The sequence below is a fragment of the Lysobacter sp. BMK333-48F3 genome (assembly GCF_019733395.1).
Taxonomy (GTDB): Bacteria; Pseudomonadota; Gammaproteobacteria; order Xanthomonadales; family Xanthomonadaceae; genus Lysobacter.
The window spans coordinates 4,503,373-4,519,193 of the sequence record NZ_JAIHOO010000001.1 but is presented as its reverse complement, the minus strand read 5'-3'; the positions used below and the strand labels follow the sequence as shown (position 1 = coordinate 4,519,193).

Sequence of the window (15,821 nt, the reverse complement as noted above, 5' to 3'; positions counted from 1 at the left end):
GGATGGAATGTTCACGACCCACGTGGTCGACCCGGTGCGCGAGTTCCTGCTCTCCTTCGGCATGGCCGGCGCCGTGGCCTGGATCGTGCTCAAGATCCTGCTGATCGCCATGCCGGTGATCGTCTCGGTCGCGTTCTACGTGGTCTGGGAGCGCAAGCTGATCGGCTGGATGCACGTCCGCCGCGGCCCGATGTACGTCGGCATGGGCATCCTTCAGGCCTTCGCCGACGTGTTCAAGCTGCTGTTCAAGGAAGTGATCCAGCCCACCCGGGCGCAGTCCTTCCTGTACAAGCTGGCGCCCTTGCTGGCCCTGGCTCCGGCCTTCGCGGCCTGGGCGGTGGTGCCGTTCGACGCCCAGGTGGTGCTGTCGAACGCCAACGCCGGCCTGCTGTACCTGCTGGCGATGACCTCGCTGGGCGTGTACGGCATCATCCTCGCCGGCTGGGCCTCGAACTCGAAGTACGCCTTCCTCGGCGCGATGCGCGCCGCGGCCCAGGTGGTCTCGTACGAAATCGCCATGGGCTTCGCCATGGTCGGCGTGATGGTCGGCGCCGGCAGCCTCAACCTCAGCGAGATCGTGATGGCCCAGTCGGGCAACGCCGGCGCGCTGGAGTGGTTCGCGCTGCCGATGCTGCCGCTGTTCGTGGTCTATTTCATCTCCGGCGTGGCCGAGACCAACCGCGCGCCGTTCGACGTGGTCGAAGGCGAGTCGGAAATCGTCGCCGGCCACATGGTCGAGTATTCGGGTTCGGCGTTCGCGCTGTTCTTCCTCGCCGAATACGCGAACATGATCCTGATCAGCTTCCTGACCTCGATCTTCTTCGTCGGCGGCTGGCTGAGCCCGTTCCAGGGCCTGGGCATCCCGCTGCTGTCGGCCGACGGCTGGTGGTGGCTGCTGATCAAGGTGTTCTTCTTCGCCAGCTGCTTCATCTGGTTCCGCGCGTCGTTCCCGCGCTACCGCTACGACCAGATCATGCGCCTGGGCTGGAAGGTGTTCATCCCCCTGACCATCGCCTGGATCTGCGTGGTCGCGGTGATGGCGTACTACGGCGTCTTCCAGCCGGGACAGTAAGGCAGGCACCTACATGAATCGCATCGTTTCCTATTTCAAGAGCCTGCTCCTGATCGAGCTCGCACAGGGCCTCGGGCTGACGCTCAAGTACCTGTTCAAGCCGAAGTACACGCTGATGTACCCGATGGAGAAGACCCCGCAATCGCCGCGCTTCCGCGGCGTGCACGCGCTGCGCCGTTATCCCAACGGCGAAGAGCGCTGCATCGCCTGCAAGCTGTGCGAGGCCGTGTGCCCGGCGCTGGCGATCACCATCGATTCGGAGAAGCGCGTGGACGGCACCCGCCGCACCACGCGCTACGACATCGACCTGTTCAAGTGCATCTTCTGCGGCTTCTGCGAAGAGTCCTGCCCGGTCGACTCGATCGTGGAAACCCACATCCACGAATACCACTTCGACCAGCGCGGACAGAACATCGTCACCAAGCCGCAGCTGCTGGCGATCGGCGACCGTCTCGAGACCGAGATCGCCGAACGCCGCGCCGCCGACGCCGCCTTCCGCTGAGTACCCCGACATGGATCTCGCCCAGATCGCCTTCTTCGTCTTCGCCGCCGCGGCCACGCTTTCGGCCGTGGCCGTGATCAGCGTCAAGAACCCGGTCCATGCCGCGCTCAGCCTGGTGCTGACGTTCTTCTCCGTGGCCTGCGTCTGGATCATCGCCGGCGCCGAGTTCCTCGGCGTGGCCCTGATCCTGGTCTACGTAGGCGCGGTGATGGTGCTGTTCCTGTTCGTGGTCATGATGCTCGACATCGACGTGGCGCCGTTGCGCGAAGGCTATGTCCGGTATCTGCCGGTCGGCCTGCTGGTCGCGGTGGTGATGCTGGCGGAAATGCTGACCCTGATCGGGGTCAAGGCCAGCCTGGCCGCGCCGCTGACCGCGGACGCCGCCGGCGAGTCCAACACCAAGTGGCTGGCGCACGCGCTGTTCACCGACTTCCTGCTGCCGTTCGAGGTCGCCGCGGTAATCCTGACCGTGGCGGTGATCGCGGCGGTGATGCTGACCCTGCGCCGCCGCGCCGGGGCCAAGCACCAGAACCCGAGCGAGCAGGCCCGCGTCCGCGCCGGCGACCGCATCCGCATGATCAAGATGGAAGCGGTCAAGCCGGTCGTTCCGGCCCCCGCCGAGCCCGCCGCACAGGAGGCCAAGCCGTGAGCGAATTCTTCGGAGCCGGCCTCGCGCTGGGCCACTACCTCGCCCTCGGCGCGGTGCTGTTCTGCATCAGCGTCGCCGGCATCTTCCTCAACCGCAAGAACGTGATCGTGCTGCTGATGTCGATCGAGCTGATGCTGCTCGCGGTCAACATCAACTTCGTCGCGTTCTCGCGTCAGCTGGCCGATCCGGCCGGTCAGGTGTTCGTGTTCTTCATCCTGACCGTGGCCGCCGCCGAGGCCGCCATCGGCCTGGCGATCCTGGTCACGCTGTTCCGCAACCGGCGCACGATCAACGTCGCTGAAATCGACACGATGAAGGGCTGACCGGCATGCAACCCGTCGTACTTTCCAAGACCATCCTGCTCGCGGTCGTGCTCGCGCCGCTGCTCGGCGCGATCCTCGCCGGCCTGTTCGGGCGCAAGATCGGCCGCGCCGGCTCGCACACGGTCACCATCCTCGGCGTCGCCGCCAGCTGCGCGATGTCGATCTACGTGCTGTGGCAGCTCGTGGGGCAGGGCGCAGCGCCGTTCAACGAGAACGTCTACACCTGGTTCCAGATCGGCGGCTACGAGGCTCATGTCGGCTTCATGGTCGACAAGCTGACCGCGATGATGATGGTCGTGGTGACCTTCGTCTCGCTGCTGGTCCACGTCTACACCATCGGCTACATGGCCGAGGATCCGGGCTACCAGCGCTTCTTCAGCTACATCTCGCTGTTCACCTTCTCGATGCTCATGCTGGTCATGAGCAACAACTTCCTGCAGCTGTTCTTCGGCTGGGAAGCGGTGGGCCTGGTCTCGTACCTGCTGATCGGCTTCTGGTTTAAGAAGCCGACCGCGGTGTTCGCCAACCTCAAGGCCTTCGTGGTCAACCGCGTCGGCGACTTCGGCTTCCTGCTCGGCATCGGCGCCGTGCTGTGGGCGCTGGGCTCGCTCGACTACGGCACCGTGTTCGCCAACGCGCCGACCCTGGCCGGCCGCACCATCACGGTGTGGGGCGGCGCCGACCCGATCGTGTGGTCGCTGCCGACGGTGATCTGCATCTGCCTGTTCATCGGCGCGATGGGCAAGTCGGCGCAGGTGCCGCTGCACGTCTGGCTGCCGGACTCGATGGAAGGCCCGACCCCGATCTCGGCGCTGATCCACGCCGCGACGATGGTGACCGCCGGCATCTTCATGGTCGCGCGCATGTCGCCGCTGTTCGAGATGTCGCAGACCGCGCTGAACTTCGTCCTGTTCATCGGCGCCACCACCGCGTTCTGGACCGGCCTGATCGGCATCGTCCAGAACGACATCAAGCGCGTGGTCGCGTACTCGACCCTGTCGCAGCTGGGCTACATGACCGTGGCGCTGGGCGTGTCGGCCTATTCGGCCGCGGTCTACCACCTGATGACCCACGCCTTCTTCAAGGCGCTGCTGTTCCTGGCCGCCGGCTCGGTCATCATCGGCATGCACCACGAGCAGGACATGCGCAAGATGGGCGGCCTGCGCAAGTACATGCCGATCACCTACTGGACCAGCCTGCTCGGCACCCTGGCCCTGGTCGGCACGCCGTTCTTCGCCGGTTTCTACTCGAAGGACACCATCATCGAGGCCGCGCACCACGCCGCCAGCGGCGAGCACGCGACCTGGGTCTCGCAGTACGCCTACTGGGCGGTGCTGCTGGGCGCCTTCGTCACCGCGTTCTACAGCTTCCGCCTGCTGTACCTGACCTTCCACGGCAAGGAGCGGTTCCGCGACGCGCACGCCCACGACGATCACGGCCATGGCCACGACGATCATGCGGCGCACGCCCACGACGACCACGGCCACGGCAAGCACGACGATCACGCCCACGACGATCATGGCCACCACGGCCCGCACGAGCCGCACGAATCGCCGTGGGTGGTGACCCTGCCGTTGGTGCTGCTGGCGATTCCGTCGGTGCTGATCGGCATCTTCACCGCCGGTCCGATGCTGTTCGGCACCGACATGTCCGGCCACGCCAAGCAGCTGCCGTTCTTCCTCGGCGCGATCGACCTGCAGCCGGCGCGCGACACCATCGCCCAGGTCGGTGCGGAAGCCTGGCACGGCTGGCTGCCGTTCGCCCTGCACGGTTTCCAGGCGCCGGCGTTCTGGCTCGCCTTCTCGGGCTTCCTGCTGGCCACGGTCATGTACTGGTGGAAGCCGGAGCTGCCGGCCAAGGCGCGCAAGCTGTTCGCGCTGCCGATCCGCGTGCTCGAGAACAAGTACGGCATGGACAACCTGTGGATCGACGGCTTCGCCGCCGGCGGCGTCGGCCTGGGCAAGGTCTCGCGCCTGTTCGACAGCAAGCTGATCGACGGCGCCGCGGTCAACGGCAGCGCCAGCCTGGTCGGCTTCGTCGCCAACCTCGCTCGCCGGGTCCAGTCCGGTTATCTCTACCACTACGCCTTCGCGATGATTGTCGGCCTGATTGCTCTGCTCGCCGTCGTCATCCGTTACTGGCACTAATCCGACAAGGACACCCGACGTGAGCCCCGTGCCCTTGCTTAGCATCCTGATCTGGCTGCCGATTCTCGGCGGCTTCGCCACCCTCGCGTTCGGCAACGAGCGCGCCAACACCGCGCGCTGGTTCGCGCTGATCGTGGCCATCGCCACCCTCGGCCTGAGCCTGCTGATGTTCAGCCACGGCGACTTCGCCAGCGCGAGCATGCAGCTGGTCGAAGACCACGCTTGGATCCCGGCCTACGACATCCGCTACCACCTCGGCGCGGACGGCATCTCGGCGGCGCTGATCGCGCTGACCACGCTGACCTCGATGCTGGTGCTGATCAGCGCCTGGACCTCGATCGACAAGCGCGTCCACCAGTACTACGCCGCCTTCCTGATCCTGGAAGGCCTGATGGTCGGCGTGTTCTCCGCCCTGGACGCGATGCTGTTCTACGTGTTCTTCGAGGGCATGCTGATCCCGATGTTCATCATCATCGGCGTCTGGGGCGGCCCGCGCCGCGTCTACGCGTCGGTGAAGTTCTTCCTGTACACCTTCCTCGGCTCGGTGTTCATGCTGGTCGGGCTGATCTACCTGTACCTGAAGGGCGGCAGTTGGCAGCTGGCGGACATGTACGCGCTGCAGCTCACCGCGACCGAGCAGATGTGGATCTTCTTCGGCTTCCTAATCGCCTTCGCGGTCAAGGTGCCGATGTTCCCGGTCCACACCTGGTTGCCGGACGCGCACGTCGAGGCGCCGACCGCCGGTTCGGTGATCCTGGCCGCGATCATGCTGAAGATCGGCGGCTACGGTTTCCTGCGCTTCGTCCTGCCGATCGTGCCGGACGCCGGCCACGAGTACGCCTGGCTGGTGATCGCGCTGAGCCTGATCGCGGTGATCTACGTCGGCCTGGTCGCCCTGGTCCAGGACGACATGAAGAAGCTGATCGCGTATTCGTCGGTCTCGCACATGGGCTTCGTCACCCTGGGCACCTTCATCGCCTTCGCCCTGGTCCACAACGGCGACGCGCACGGCACCGACGCCGCGCGCCTGGGCCTGCAGGGCGCGATGGTGCAGATGATCAGCCACGGCTTCGTCTCGGGCGCGATGTTCACCTGCGTCGGCGTGCTCTACGACCGCATGCACAGCCGCATGATCAAGGACTACGGCGGCGTCGCCAACGTGATGCCGTGGTTCGCCGCGTTCGTGGTCCTGTTCGCGATGGCCAACTCCGGCCTGCCGGGCACCTCCGGTTTCGTCGGCGAGTTCATGGTCATCCTGGCCGCGTTCCAGCAGCATCCGCTGATCGCGTTCGGCGCGGCCACCACCCTGATCGTCGGCGCCGGCTACACCCTGTGGCTGGTCAAGCGGGTGATCTGGGGCGAGGTCGGCAATGCCCACGTCGCCGAGCTGGAGGACATCAACCCGCGCGAAGCGCTGGTGTTGGGCGTGTTCGCGGCCGGCGTGCTGATCCTGGGCGTGTGGCCGAAGCCGCTGACCGACCTGATGGAGCCGGCGATCGCCAATCTGGCCAGCCAGATCGTCGCCAGCAAGCTGTAAACGGACGACGGGCCGGTGGCCCGCCGTCCTGGAAGTGAGTAGCAGCGAGGAGTGAGGTGCGAGAGAAAGGCAGGGCGGTGGTCCGCTCGCTTCTCACTTCCCTCCGCTCGCTCCTAGAGCAAGGCTCGCCACCGAGCCGGATCCGCCAAGAGATGCACTAATGAACATGCCCGTACGGACCTTCGCCGATCTGATGCCCCTGCTGCCCGAACTGGTGGTGATCCTCGGCGCGTTCGCGCTGTTGATGCTCGACCTGTTCGTCGAGGAGCGCAATCGCATCGTCTCCCACGTGTTCGCGATCGCGACGGTCGCGGTCGCCACCGCGCTGATCGCCTTCGACGTCGGCGGCCACGGGTCGGTCCTGGCCGGCATGTTCGTGCGCGATACCGCCTCGGACGTGCTCAAGCTCGGCATCGGCGTGGTCGGCATCCTGTCGCTGATCTACACCTGGCCCTACCTGCGCTCGCGCGGCCTGTACAAGGGCGAAGTCGCGGTGCTGATGCTGTTCGCCCTGGCCGGCATGATGCTGCTGGTCTCGGCCGGCAGCCTGGTGATGGTCTACCTGGGCCTGGAAATGCTGGCGCTGTGCTCCTACGCGCTGGTCGCGGTGGACCGCGACAGCCCGCTGGCCTCGGAAGCGGCGATCAAGTACTTCGTTCTCGGCGCGCTGGCCTCGGGCCTGCTGCTGTACGGCCTGTCGCTGATCTACGGCGCCACCGGCAGTCTGATGCTCGACCAGATCGCGGTCGCCGGCCAGGTCGGCCCGTCCTCGCTGATGCTGATCACCGGCGTGGTGTTCGTGGTCGCCGGCATCGCCTTCAAGTTCGGCGCGGCGCCGTTCCACATGTGGCTGCCGGACGTCTACCAGGGCGCGCCGACCCCGATCACGCTGTTCATCGGCGCGGCGCCGAAGCTGGCGGCGTTCGGCATGACCTACCGCCTGCTCGAAGTCGGCGCGGCCGGTCAGGACGGCCACTGGCGCCTGCTGCTGGCCGGCCTGGCGGTGCTGTCGCTGGCGATCGGCAACCTCAGCGCGCTGGTCCAGACCAATCTCAAGCGCCTGCTCGCGTACTCGACCGTGTCCCACGTCGGCTTCCTGTTCATCGGCATGGCCGGCGGCGGCGGGCAGGGCTTCGCCGCGGCGGCGTTCTATGCGATCAGCTACTCGCTGATGTCGGCCGCGGCCTTCGCCGCGATCATCGTCATGTCCGGCCGCGGCTTCGAGGCCGACAAGATCGACGACTACAAGGGCCTCAACGCACGCAGCCCGTGGATGGCCGGCATGGTCCTGTGCGTGATGGCCTCGCTGGCCGGCCTGCCGCCGTTCCTGGGCTTCTGGGCCAAGCTGGCGGTGCTCAAGGCCGCGCTGCACGGCGACATGCTGTGGCTGGCGATCGTCGGCATCGTGTTCGCGGTGGTCGGCGCCTTCTACTACCTGCGCGTGATCAAGGCCATGTACTTCGACGAGCCGGACGGCAAGATGCCGGCGCCGAGCGACGACCGTCCGCTGCGTGTGGTGTTCGGCGTCAATGCCCTGGGCTTGCTGGCGCTGGGCATCGCCTGGAACCCGATCATGGACTGGTGCCTGCGCGCCTTCCAGGCCTGAGGCGTTTGCCGCAGGCGCGACGAGAGGGCCGCTTCGCGGCCCTTTCGCTTTTTTGGGACTCGGGACTCGGGACTCGAAAGGCGGGGTAGGGGATTGGAGTGGGTCGCTGCGGTGTCGCGCTTTAGGTCCAAGTCCAAGTCCGAGTCCCGAGTCCCGAGTCCCGAGCTTGCCCGAATCCATCAAAATGCATTCGCCGCGTAATAAGGCTTGAATAATTTTGAAACCGCCTTATTATTGCGTTCCTGCGAGACGCAGTCGGCAACGACGACGGAACGCAGGGCAAGCGGAAGATCCCGAATCGAGATCGGAGGCTTGCAGGAAGTGATGTCGACCGCTATCATGGTCGGCCTGATGCGGGGTGGAGCAGTCTGGCAGCTCGTCGGGCTCATAACCCGAAGGTCGCAGGTTCAAATCCTGCCCCCGCTACCAGCTTCGGCTGAGGGAATGCCTCCGATGAGGCTTTCTTTTCGGCTAAGGCTCGGGCTTTGTGGTTGCGCTCTGCTCGCGCGGCCACGCCGAAATCCAGCGGTAACGGACAAGGGGCCCAACGGGCCCTTTGTCGTTTCTGCGTTTCCGTAATCCGGGTTTCCGTAATCCGGGACGCGATGCGGTTCGCGGCGCGACGCGCCGCAGGGCCCCGCGATATACCGTTTCGCGTACACAAGCTTCGCGTATCCAAAGATTGGTCGTACCAGTCGCACCTCTTGGCAATCGCAACATAGGGAGTTCCGGCGCGTGACGGACAAGGCCAGCCAAATCGCCGCAATGCTCGCCCCGACCATCGAGTCGCTGGGCGTGGAGTTGCTCGGCATCGAATACCTGCCTGCGCCGGGCAGCGCGACCCTGCGCCTGTACATCGACGTGCCGGCGGCCGAAGTCGACGCCACGCCGGAAGGCGAGGAACCGCGCTCGGTGAGCATCGAAGACTGCGAGGCGGTCAGCCGCGAAGTGTCGGCGCAGCTCGACGTCGAGGACCCGATCAGCGGCAACTACACCCTGGAAGTGTCCTCGCCGGGTATCGACCGGCCGTTGTTCACGCTCGAGCACTACCGCCGTTTCGCCGGGCAGACCGTCAAGGTCGGGCTCAAGCTGCCGCACGAGGGCCGTCGCCGCCTGCAGGGGGAGATCCTCGGCGTGGAAGGCGAGCAGGTCGCGTTCGCGATCGACGGCGTGCGCTTCGCGGTGCCGTTTTCGAACATCGACAAGGGCCGGATCGTGCCGGACTGGGCCGCGCTGGGCTTCGCCCCGAGCAAGGGCAGCCCGAGCCGCGGCAAGCCGGCCAAGGACAAGGCTTCGAAGCAGGACGCCTCGAAGAAGAAGTGACGAACATGGGAGCGCCGGGCGCTTCCAGCCGAATACCAACCCGAATAGCCGGCGGCGGAACGCCGACCCGTGCGGAGTGACGAAATGAGCAAGGAACTGTTGCTGGTGGTGGATGCGGTCGCCAACGAAAAGGGCGTGCCGCGCGAGGTCATCTTCGAGGCCATCGAAGCCGCGTTGGCGTCGGCCGCGAAGAAGCGCTACCACGACGAGGACGTGCTGGTGCGCGTGTCCATCGACCAGAAGGACGGCAACTACGAGACTTTCCGCCGCATGGAAGTGGTGGCCGACGACGTGGTCATGGAGTCGCCCGACCGGCAGATCCGCCTGATGGACGCGGTCGACGAAGTCGAGGGCGTCGAGGTCGGCGACTACATCGAAGAGCAGATCGAAAACCCCGAGTTCGGCCGCATCGCCGCCCAGGCCGCCAAGCAGGTGATCGTGCAGCGCGTGCGCGAAGCCGAGCGCGCGCAGGTCGTCGACGCCTGGAAGGACCGGGTCGGCGAGCTGGTCACCGGTATCGTCAAGCGGGTGGAGCGCGGCAACATCTACGTCGACCTGGGCGGCAACGCCGAGGCGATCATCCCCAAGGACAAGGGCATCCCGCGCGACGTGCTGCGCGCCGGCGACCGTGTCCGCGGCTACCTGCAGGACGTGCGCACCGAGCCGCGCGGCCCGCAGCTGTTCATCAGCCGCGCCGCGCCGGAATTCATGATGGAGCTGTTCAAGCTCGAAGTGCCGGAAGTCGGCCAGGGCCTGGTCTCGATCAAGGCCTGCGCGCGCGATCCGGGCGACCGCGCCAAGATCGCCGTGCTCGCCCACGACAACCGCACCGATCCGATCGGCGCCTGCATCGGCATGCGCGGTTCGCGCGTGCAGGCGGTGTCGAACGAGCTCAACGGCGAGCGCGTGGACATCGTGCTGTGGTCGGACAACCCGGCCCAGTTCGTGATCAACGCGATGGCGCCGGCGGAAGTGCAGTCGATCATCGTCGACGAAGAAAAGCATTCGATGGACCTGGCCGTGGCCGAGGACCGTCTGGCCCAGGCGATCGGCAAGGGCGGCCAGAACGTGCGCCTGGCCAGCCGCCTGTCGGGCTGGCAGCTCAACGTCATGACCCAGGACCAGGTCACCGCCAAGTCCGAAGCCGAACAGGCCTCGGCGCGCCAGCTGTTCCAGGACAAGCTCGAGGTCGACGAGGAAATCGCCGGCATCCTGGTCTCGGAAGGCTTCAGCACGGTCGAGGAAATCGCCTACGTGCCGGTCGGCGAGCTGCTCGCGGTGGAGGGCTTCGACGAGGACATCGTCGAGGAACTGCGCGCCCGCGCCCGCGACGCCCTGCTCAACGAGGCCCTGGCCGCGGAAGAGGAGCTCGACGAGCACCAGCCCGCCGCCGACCTGTTGTCGCTGGACGGCATGGACGAGGCGCTGGCCTTCACGCTCGCCTCGCGCGGCGTGGTCACCCGCGACGACCTGGCCGACCTGGCCACCGACGAGCTGACCGACATCGAGGGCGTGGACGAGGAGCGGGCCAAGGCCCTGATCATGGAAGCGCGCAAGCACTGGTTCGAGTGAATTAGCGAGTCGAGGTAAATACCGCCGCAAGAGGCTCCGGGGAGCGTCTTGCGGCACCCCGCCACCGGCCCGGCCGGGGGCGGATTCGCAGGATCGGGCATGGCCCGGTCCGCGGGCAGGCCAAGACGGCCTGCGCGAGCCGGTCGTGCGGCGCGCGCGGAGCTAGAATGGCGCCATCACGCGCGGGATCCGTCCCGCGCCACGAGGACACGGAAAAACCGAATGTCGCAGCAAACCACCATCCGCAAGCTGGCCGAACTGGTGAACACGCCGGTCGAGAAGTTGCTGGAACAGCTGGCCGAGGCCGGCATGAAGTTCAGCGGCCCCGACCAGGTCGTGACCAGCATCGAAAAAGTCAAGCTGCTCGGCTTCCTCAAGCGCTCCCACGGCAAGGCCGACAAGCCGGCCGACGCGGACGAGGCGGCGAAGAAGATCACCCTCAACCGCAGCCGCAAGCAGGAAATCACCGTCGGCGGCGGCAAGAACCGCACCACGGTCGACGTGGTGGTGCGCAAGAAGGTGACCTTGGTCAAGCCGAACGAGGCCGGTTCGGCCGTGTCGGAAGACGACGAGCGCGCGGAGATCCTGCGCAAGCTCGAAGAATCCAAGCAGCGCAACCTGGCCGAGCAGCAGCGCCTGGCCGACAGCGACCGCCGCCGCGCCGAGGCCGCCGAAGCCGCGCGCCAGGTCGCCGAGGACGCCGCCAAGGCCAAGGCCGAGGAAGAGGCGCGGAGCAAGCTCGCCGACGCCAGCGCGGCCGCGCCGGCCGACGAGCAAGAGCCGGCGCGCAAGCCCCCGGCCACCCACGGCCACGGCCATCCCAAGCCGGCCCCGGCCGTCGCGCCGCGCGCCGACGACCGCAACAGCGCCGCGCGCCACAAGACCCGCGGCTCGCACGCGATGGTCGCCGGGGTCGAGGACGACGATGCGGCCAACCGCTTCGCCGGCCAGCTGCACCTCAGCGCCTCCGACCGCGCCCGCCGCAGCAGCAGCTCGCGCGGCAAGTCCAAGCCGCAGCCGCGCCGCCACTCCGAGCAGTCGCGCTCCGGCGGCGGCCAGCACGGCTTCTCGCGTCCGACCGCGCCGATCGTGCGCGAAGTCGCGATCGGCGACACCATCACCGTGGCCGACCTGGCGCAGAAGCTCGCGCTGAAGGGCGGCGACGTGGTCAAGGCGCTGTTCAAGATGGGCGTCATGGCGACCATCAACCAGTCCATCGATCACGACACCGCATCGCTGGTGACCGAAGAACTCGGCCACACCGTGATCAAGGCCAACGCCAACGACGCCGAGGACGCGCTGATCGCACACGTCGAAGAGACGCAGGGCGAGAAGTCCGCGCGTCCGCCGGTGGTCACGATCATGGGCCACGTCGACCACGGCAAGACCTCGCTGCTGGACTACATCCGCCGGACCAAGGTCGCCTCGGGCGAAGCCGGCGGCATCACCCAGCACATCGGCGCCTACCACGTCGAAACGGCGAAGGGCGTGATCAGCTTCCTCGACACCCCGGGCCACGCCGCCTTCACCTCGATGCGCGCGCGCGGCGCCAAGCTGACCGACATCGTCGTGCTGGTGGTCGCCGCCGACGACGGCGTCATGCCGCAGACCAAGGAAGCGGTGCAGCACGCCAAGGCGGCCGGCGTGCCGCTGATCGTGGCGATCAACAAGATCGACAAGTCCGACGCCGATCCGCTGCGGGTCAAGAACGAACTGCTCGGCGAAGAAGTCGTGGCCGAGGATTTCGGCGGCGAGACCCAGATGGTCGAGCTGTCGGCCAAGACCGGCGCCGGCGTGGACGATCTGCTCGACGCGATCTCGCTGCAGGCCGAAGTGCTGGAACTGCAGGCGGTGCCGACCGGCCGCGCCACCGGTACGGTGATCGAATCCGCGCTCGACAAGGGCCGCGGCCCGGTCGCGACCGTGCTGGTCCAGCAGGGCCAGCTCAAGAAGGGCGATTACCTGGTGTGCGGCGTGCATTACGGCCGCGTCCGCGCCCTGTTCGACGAAACCGGCAAGCAGGTCGAGAGCGCCGGTCCGTCGATCCCGGTGCAGGTGCTGGGCCTGTCGGGCGTGCCCGACGCCGGCGACGACTTCGTGGTCGTCGACGACGAGCGCCTGGCCAAGGACGTGGCGCAGCAGCGCGACGCCAAGCGCCGCGAGTCGCGCCTGGTCGCCCAGGCCGGCAACCGCATGGAAGACATCATGGCCCAGATGGGCAAGGGCGAGGGCCAGCTGAGCCTCAACCTGGTGGTCAAGGCCGACGTGCAGGGTTCGGTGGAAGCGCTGCGCCAGGCGCTGGTGGCGCTGTCCAACGACCAGATCCGGATCAACGTGATCAGCTCGGGCGTCGGCGGCATCACCGAGTCCGACGCCAACGCCGCGGCCACCGCCAAGGCCACGGTGATCGGCTTCAACGTCCGCGCCGACGCCTCGGCCCGCCGCATCATCGAGTCCAACGGCGTCGACCTGCGCTACTTCTCGATCATCTATGACGTGATCGACCAGGTGAAGCAGGTCGCTTCGGGCATCCTCGGCGTCGAGATCCGCGAAGAGATCATCGGCATCGCCGAAGTGCGCGACGTGTTCCGCAGCTCGAAGTTCGGCGCGGTCGCCGGCTGCATGGTCGTGGAAGGCGTGGTCAAGCGCAGCAAGCCGATCCGCGTGCTGCGCGACAACGCGGTCATCTTCGAGGGCGAGCTGGAATCGCTGCGCCGCTTCAAGGAGAACGTCGACGAAGTGCGCAACGGCACCGAGTGCGGCATCGGCGTCAAGCAGTACAACGACGTCAAGCCGGGCGACCAGATCGAGTGCTTCGAGCGCATCGAGGTGCAGCGCACGCTGTAAGCCGGGAATGGGGAATCGGGAGTCGGGAATCGCCAGAGCGATTCCGGGCGATCGGTTCCTCTCCGGTCCACCGACTCTCCGTAAGGCCGGGAGTCGGGAATCTTCGCGAAGCATCCAGGCCTATCGGTCTTGCTTTCACCGATTCCCGACTCCCCATTCTCGATTCCCGTACAAATGCCAAGCAAATCGTTCCACCGCACCGATCGCGTTTCCGCCCAGCTCCGCCGCGAGCTCGGGACGCTGGTGCACGAGGCCGTGCGCGAGCACGGCCTGCCGTCGGTCAGCGTGTCCGATGTCGAAATCAGCCGCGACCTGGCCCACGCCAAGGTGTTCGTGACCGCGTTGCAGAGCGAGCGCGCCGCCGAGGCGGTCAAGGCGCTCAAGGAACTGGCGCGCGAACTGCGCTACCAGCTCGGCCGGGCGATGAAGCTGCGCCACGTGCCGGAGCTGCACTTCCATTACGACGACTCGGTCGACCGCGGCGAACGCATCAACATCCTGTTGCGCGACCTGCCGCCGGCCGAGGGCGACGACAGCGACGGCAGCGGCAAGGCCGGCTGAGCCGTCGTCCGGGCGGTCCGCTCCGGTCCGCCCGCCGCTGCGGGACCCAACCCAGATCCCATGGCCGGTCCGGCCGTCGCGCGCGATGCCGACCGCCGGTCGGCGCGCGTCGCTTCACGCGCCGCGGGCCGCGCAATATGGGAGCATTCGGCCATCCGCCTTGCGGCCTGCGCGGCTGCGAACTTCGAACCCGGACGCCCTGCTTGAACACCACGCGTAAACGCCAATGGCGCACGGTCGACGGCATCCTGCTGCTCGACAAACCACAGGGCCTGAGCTCGAACCAGGCCCTGCAGCAGGCGCGACACCTGTTCCGCGCGGAGAAGGGCGGCCACACCGGCAGCTTGGACCCGTTGGCCACCGGACTGCTGCCGCTGTGCTTCGGCGAGGCGACCAAGATCGCCGGCCTGTTGCTCGGCGCGCGCAAGGCCTACACCACCACCGCCGTGCTCGGCCTGACCACCGACAGCGACGACGCCGACGGCGCGCCGCTGCGCGAACGGCCGGTGCCGGAGTTCGACGATGCGGCGATCGAGGCCGCGCTGGCGCCGCTGCGCGGCATCATCCGCCAGCGCGCGCCGATCTATTCCGCGCTCAAGCAGGGCGGCGAGCCGCTGTACGCCAAGGCCCGCCGCGGCGAGGCGATCGAGGCGCCCGAACGCGAGGTGGCGGTGCAGTCGCTGAGCCTGACCGGCCGCGACGGCCCGCGCCTGCATCTGCATGTGGAATGCGGCTCGGGCACCTACGTGCGCAGCCTGGTGCGCGACCTCGGCGAGGCCCTGGGCTGCGGCGCGCATGTCGCCAGCCTGCGCCGGCTGTGGGTCGAGCCCTTCCTGCAGCCGCAGATGACCACCTTGGAGCAACTGCGCGAGCTGGCCGGGCAGGGCGGCGACCGGGCGCTGGACGCCTGCCTGCTGCCGATCGAGGCCGGGCTCAGCGGGTTCGGCCGGGTCGAACTGGACGCGGCCGCGGCGCAGCGCCTGGGCCGCGGTCAGGCGGTGGCCTGCGAGGCCGGCGAGCCGGGCCTGGTCGCGGTGTTCGGCGAGGCCGGGCGCTGCCTCGGCCTGGGCCTGCGCCAGGGCGAGGGCCGGTTGCAGCCGCAACGGCTGTTCCGCTGGGCCGCGCAGGGCGGTTGAGCCGCCACGGCGTGGCGCGACGGTTCGGCGCGGAAAACTGAACAGGGCAAGCTTCTTGCCCGCCGATTGGCCCGCGGGTCGCATTCGTGCTTCCGGGCTGTTACAATCCCGCCGCTTTTCAAGCACTTCCCGGCGCACGCGCCGCGGAGATCGCGAGAACGGCTTTCCTTACTTCAGCAAACGGCGGGCCAAGCGGTGCGTCGGGACGGCCTCGGGCCGCGACCGATTCGCTTCTGCGGGCCGCGCATCTAAAGAGAAATCGTCATGTCGATCGACACCAACAAGATCATCGAAGATAACAAGCGCGGCGCCAACGACACCGGTTCGCCGGAAGTCCAGGTCGCCCTGCTGACCGCCCGCATCGAACTGCTGACCGGTCACTTCAAGCAGCACAAGCAGGATCACCACAGCCGCCGCGGCCTGCTGATGATGGTCAACCGCCGTCGCAGCCTGCTGGACTATCTGAAGCGCAAAGACGGCGAGCGCTACAAGGCCCTGATCGAGAAGCTCGGTCTGCGCCGCTAACCGGACACCCAACCGCGGCGC

At 67.4% G+C, this 15,821-nt stretch carries 13 protein-coding genes and 1 tRNA gene; all 14 read left to right on the top strand.

Annotated features, from left to right (window positions below; translation table 11 throughout):
• Positions 1-7 precede the first annotated feature (7 nt).
• Positions 8-1,072, top strand: a complete 1,065-nt coding sequence (gene nuoH / locus K4L06_RS19430; protein WP_255595295.1) for an NADH-quinone oxidoreductase subunit NuoH — start codon at positions 8-10, stop codon at positions 1,070-1,072.
• Between the two features lie 13 nt (positions 1,073-1,085).
• Positions 1,086-1,574, top strand: a complete 489-nt coding sequence (gene nuoI, locus K4L06_RS19425; protein WP_221672956.1) for an NADH-quinone oxidoreductase subunit NuoI — start codon at positions 1,086-1,088, stop codon at positions 1,572-1,574.
• Between the two features lie 10 nt (positions 1,575-1,584).
• Positions 1,585-2,223: an NADH-quinone oxidoreductase subunit J gene (locus K4L06_RS19420; RefSeq protein WP_221672955.1), complete on the top strand. Its 639-nt coding sequence runs from the start codon at positions 1,585-1,587 to the stop codon at positions 2,221-2,223.
• 26 nt (positions 2,224-2,249) lie between these two features.
• Positions 2,250-2,546 (top strand): NADH-quinone oxidoreductase subunit NuoK, encoded by a 297-nt coding sequence (gene nuoK / locus K4L06_RS19415; RefSeq protein ID WP_148649187.1) that lies wholly within the window; start codon positions 2,250-2,252, stop codon positions 2,544-2,546.
• 5 nt (positions 2,547-2,551) lie between these two features.
• The gene (gene nuoL / locus K4L06_RS19410) at positions 2,552-4,693 is read left to right on the top strand and encodes an NADH-quinone oxidoreductase subunit L (protein ID WP_221672954.1); all 2,142 of its coding nucleotides are present in this window, start codon (positions 2,552-2,554) and stop codon (positions 4,691-4,693) included.
• A 19-nt stretch (positions 4,694-4,712) separates the two neighbouring features.
• Positions 4,713-6,230: an NADH-quinone oxidoreductase subunit M gene (locus tag K4L06_RS19405; protein ID WP_221672953.1), complete on the top strand. Its 1,518-nt coding sequence runs from the start codon at positions 4,713-4,715 to the stop codon at positions 6,228-6,230.
• 160 nt (positions 6,231-6,390) lie between these two features.
• Positions 6,391-7,836, top strand: a complete 1,446-nt coding sequence (gene nuoN / locus K4L06_RS19400) for an NADH-quinone oxidoreductase subunit NuoN (RefSeq protein WP_221672952.1) — start codon at positions 6,391-6,393, stop codon at positions 7,834-7,836.
• 352 nt (positions 7,837-8,188) lie between these two features.
• A tRNA-Met gene (locus K4L06_RS19395) sits at positions 8,189-8,265 on the top strand.
• 306 nt (positions 8,266-8,571) lie between these two features.
• Entirely contained in the window at positions 8,572-9,159 is a 588-nt protein-coding gene (rimP, locus tag K4L06_RS19390) for a ribosome maturation factor RimP (RefSeq protein ID WP_221672951.1), read from the top strand.
• A gap of 84 nt (positions 9,160-9,243) precedes the next feature.
• Complete coding sequence (gene nusA, locus K4L06_RS19385; protein WP_221672950.1) at positions 9,244-10,731, top strand: transcription termination factor NusA; 1,488 nt, start codon at positions 9,244-9,246, stop codon at positions 10,729-10,731.
• A 222-nt stretch (positions 10,732-10,953) separates the two neighbouring features.
• Positions 10,954-13,578, top strand: coding sequence for a translation initiation factor IF-2 (gene infB, locus K4L06_RS19380; protein WP_221672949.1), 2,625 nt, complete (start codon positions 10,954-10,956; stop codon positions 13,576-13,578).
• Positions 13,579-13,752: 174 nt separating this feature from the next.
• The gene (gene rbfA, locus K4L06_RS19375) at positions 13,753-14,139 is read left to right on the top strand and encodes a 30S ribosome-binding factor RbfA (protein ID WP_221672948.1); all 387 of its coding nucleotides are present in this window, start codon (positions 13,753-13,755) and stop codon (positions 14,137-14,139) included.
• A 203-nt stretch (positions 14,140-14,342) separates the two neighbouring features.
• Positions 14,343-15,275, top strand: coding sequence for a tRNA pseudouridine(55) synthase TruB (truB, locus tag K4L06_RS19370; protein ID WP_255595291.1), 933 nt, complete (start codon positions 14,343-14,345; stop codon positions 15,273-15,275).
• Positions 15,276-15,539: 264 nt separating this feature from the next.
• A complete protein-coding gene (gene rpsO / locus K4L06_RS19365; RefSeq protein ID WP_221672946.1) occupies positions 15,540-15,800 on the top strand; it encodes a 30S ribosomal protein S15 in 261 nt (86 codons plus the stop codon).
• The last annotated feature ends 21 nt before the right edge of the window (positions 15,801-15,821 follow it).

Coding starts and splice junctions, on each gene's coding strand:
- rpsO (WP_221672946.1), top strand. CDS start 15,540: ATGTCGATCGACACCAACAAGATCATCGAAGATAACAAGCGCGGCGCC.
- infB (WP_221672949.1), top strand. CDS start 10,954: ATGTCGCAGCAAACCACCATCCGCAAGCTGGCCGAACTGGTGAACACG.
- nuoL (WP_221672954.1), top strand. CDS start 2,552: ATGCAACCCGTCGTACTTTCCAAGACCATCCTGCTCGCGGTCGTGCTC.
- nusA (WP_221672950.1), top strand. CDS start 9,244: ATGAGCAAGGAACTGTTGCTGGTGGTGGATGCGGTCGCCAACGAAAAG.
- rbfA (WP_221672948.1), top strand. CDS start 13,753: ATGCCAAGCAAATCGTTCCACCGCACCGATCGCGTTTCCGCCCAGCTC.
- nuoN (WP_221672952.1), top strand. CDS start 6,391: ATGAACATGCCCGTACGGACCTTCGCCGATCTGATGCCCCTGCTGCCC.
- K4L06_RS19420 (WP_221672955.1), top strand. CDS start 1,585: ATGGATCTCGCCCAGATCGCCTTCTTCGTCTTCGCCGCCGCGGCCACG.
- nuoH (WP_255595295.1), top strand. CDS start 8: ATGTTCACGACCCACGTGGTCGACCCGGTGCGCGAGTTCCTGCTCTCC.
- nuoI (WP_221672956.1), top strand. CDS start 1,086: ATGAATCGCATCGTTTCCTATTTCAAGAGCCTGCTCCTGATCGAGCTC.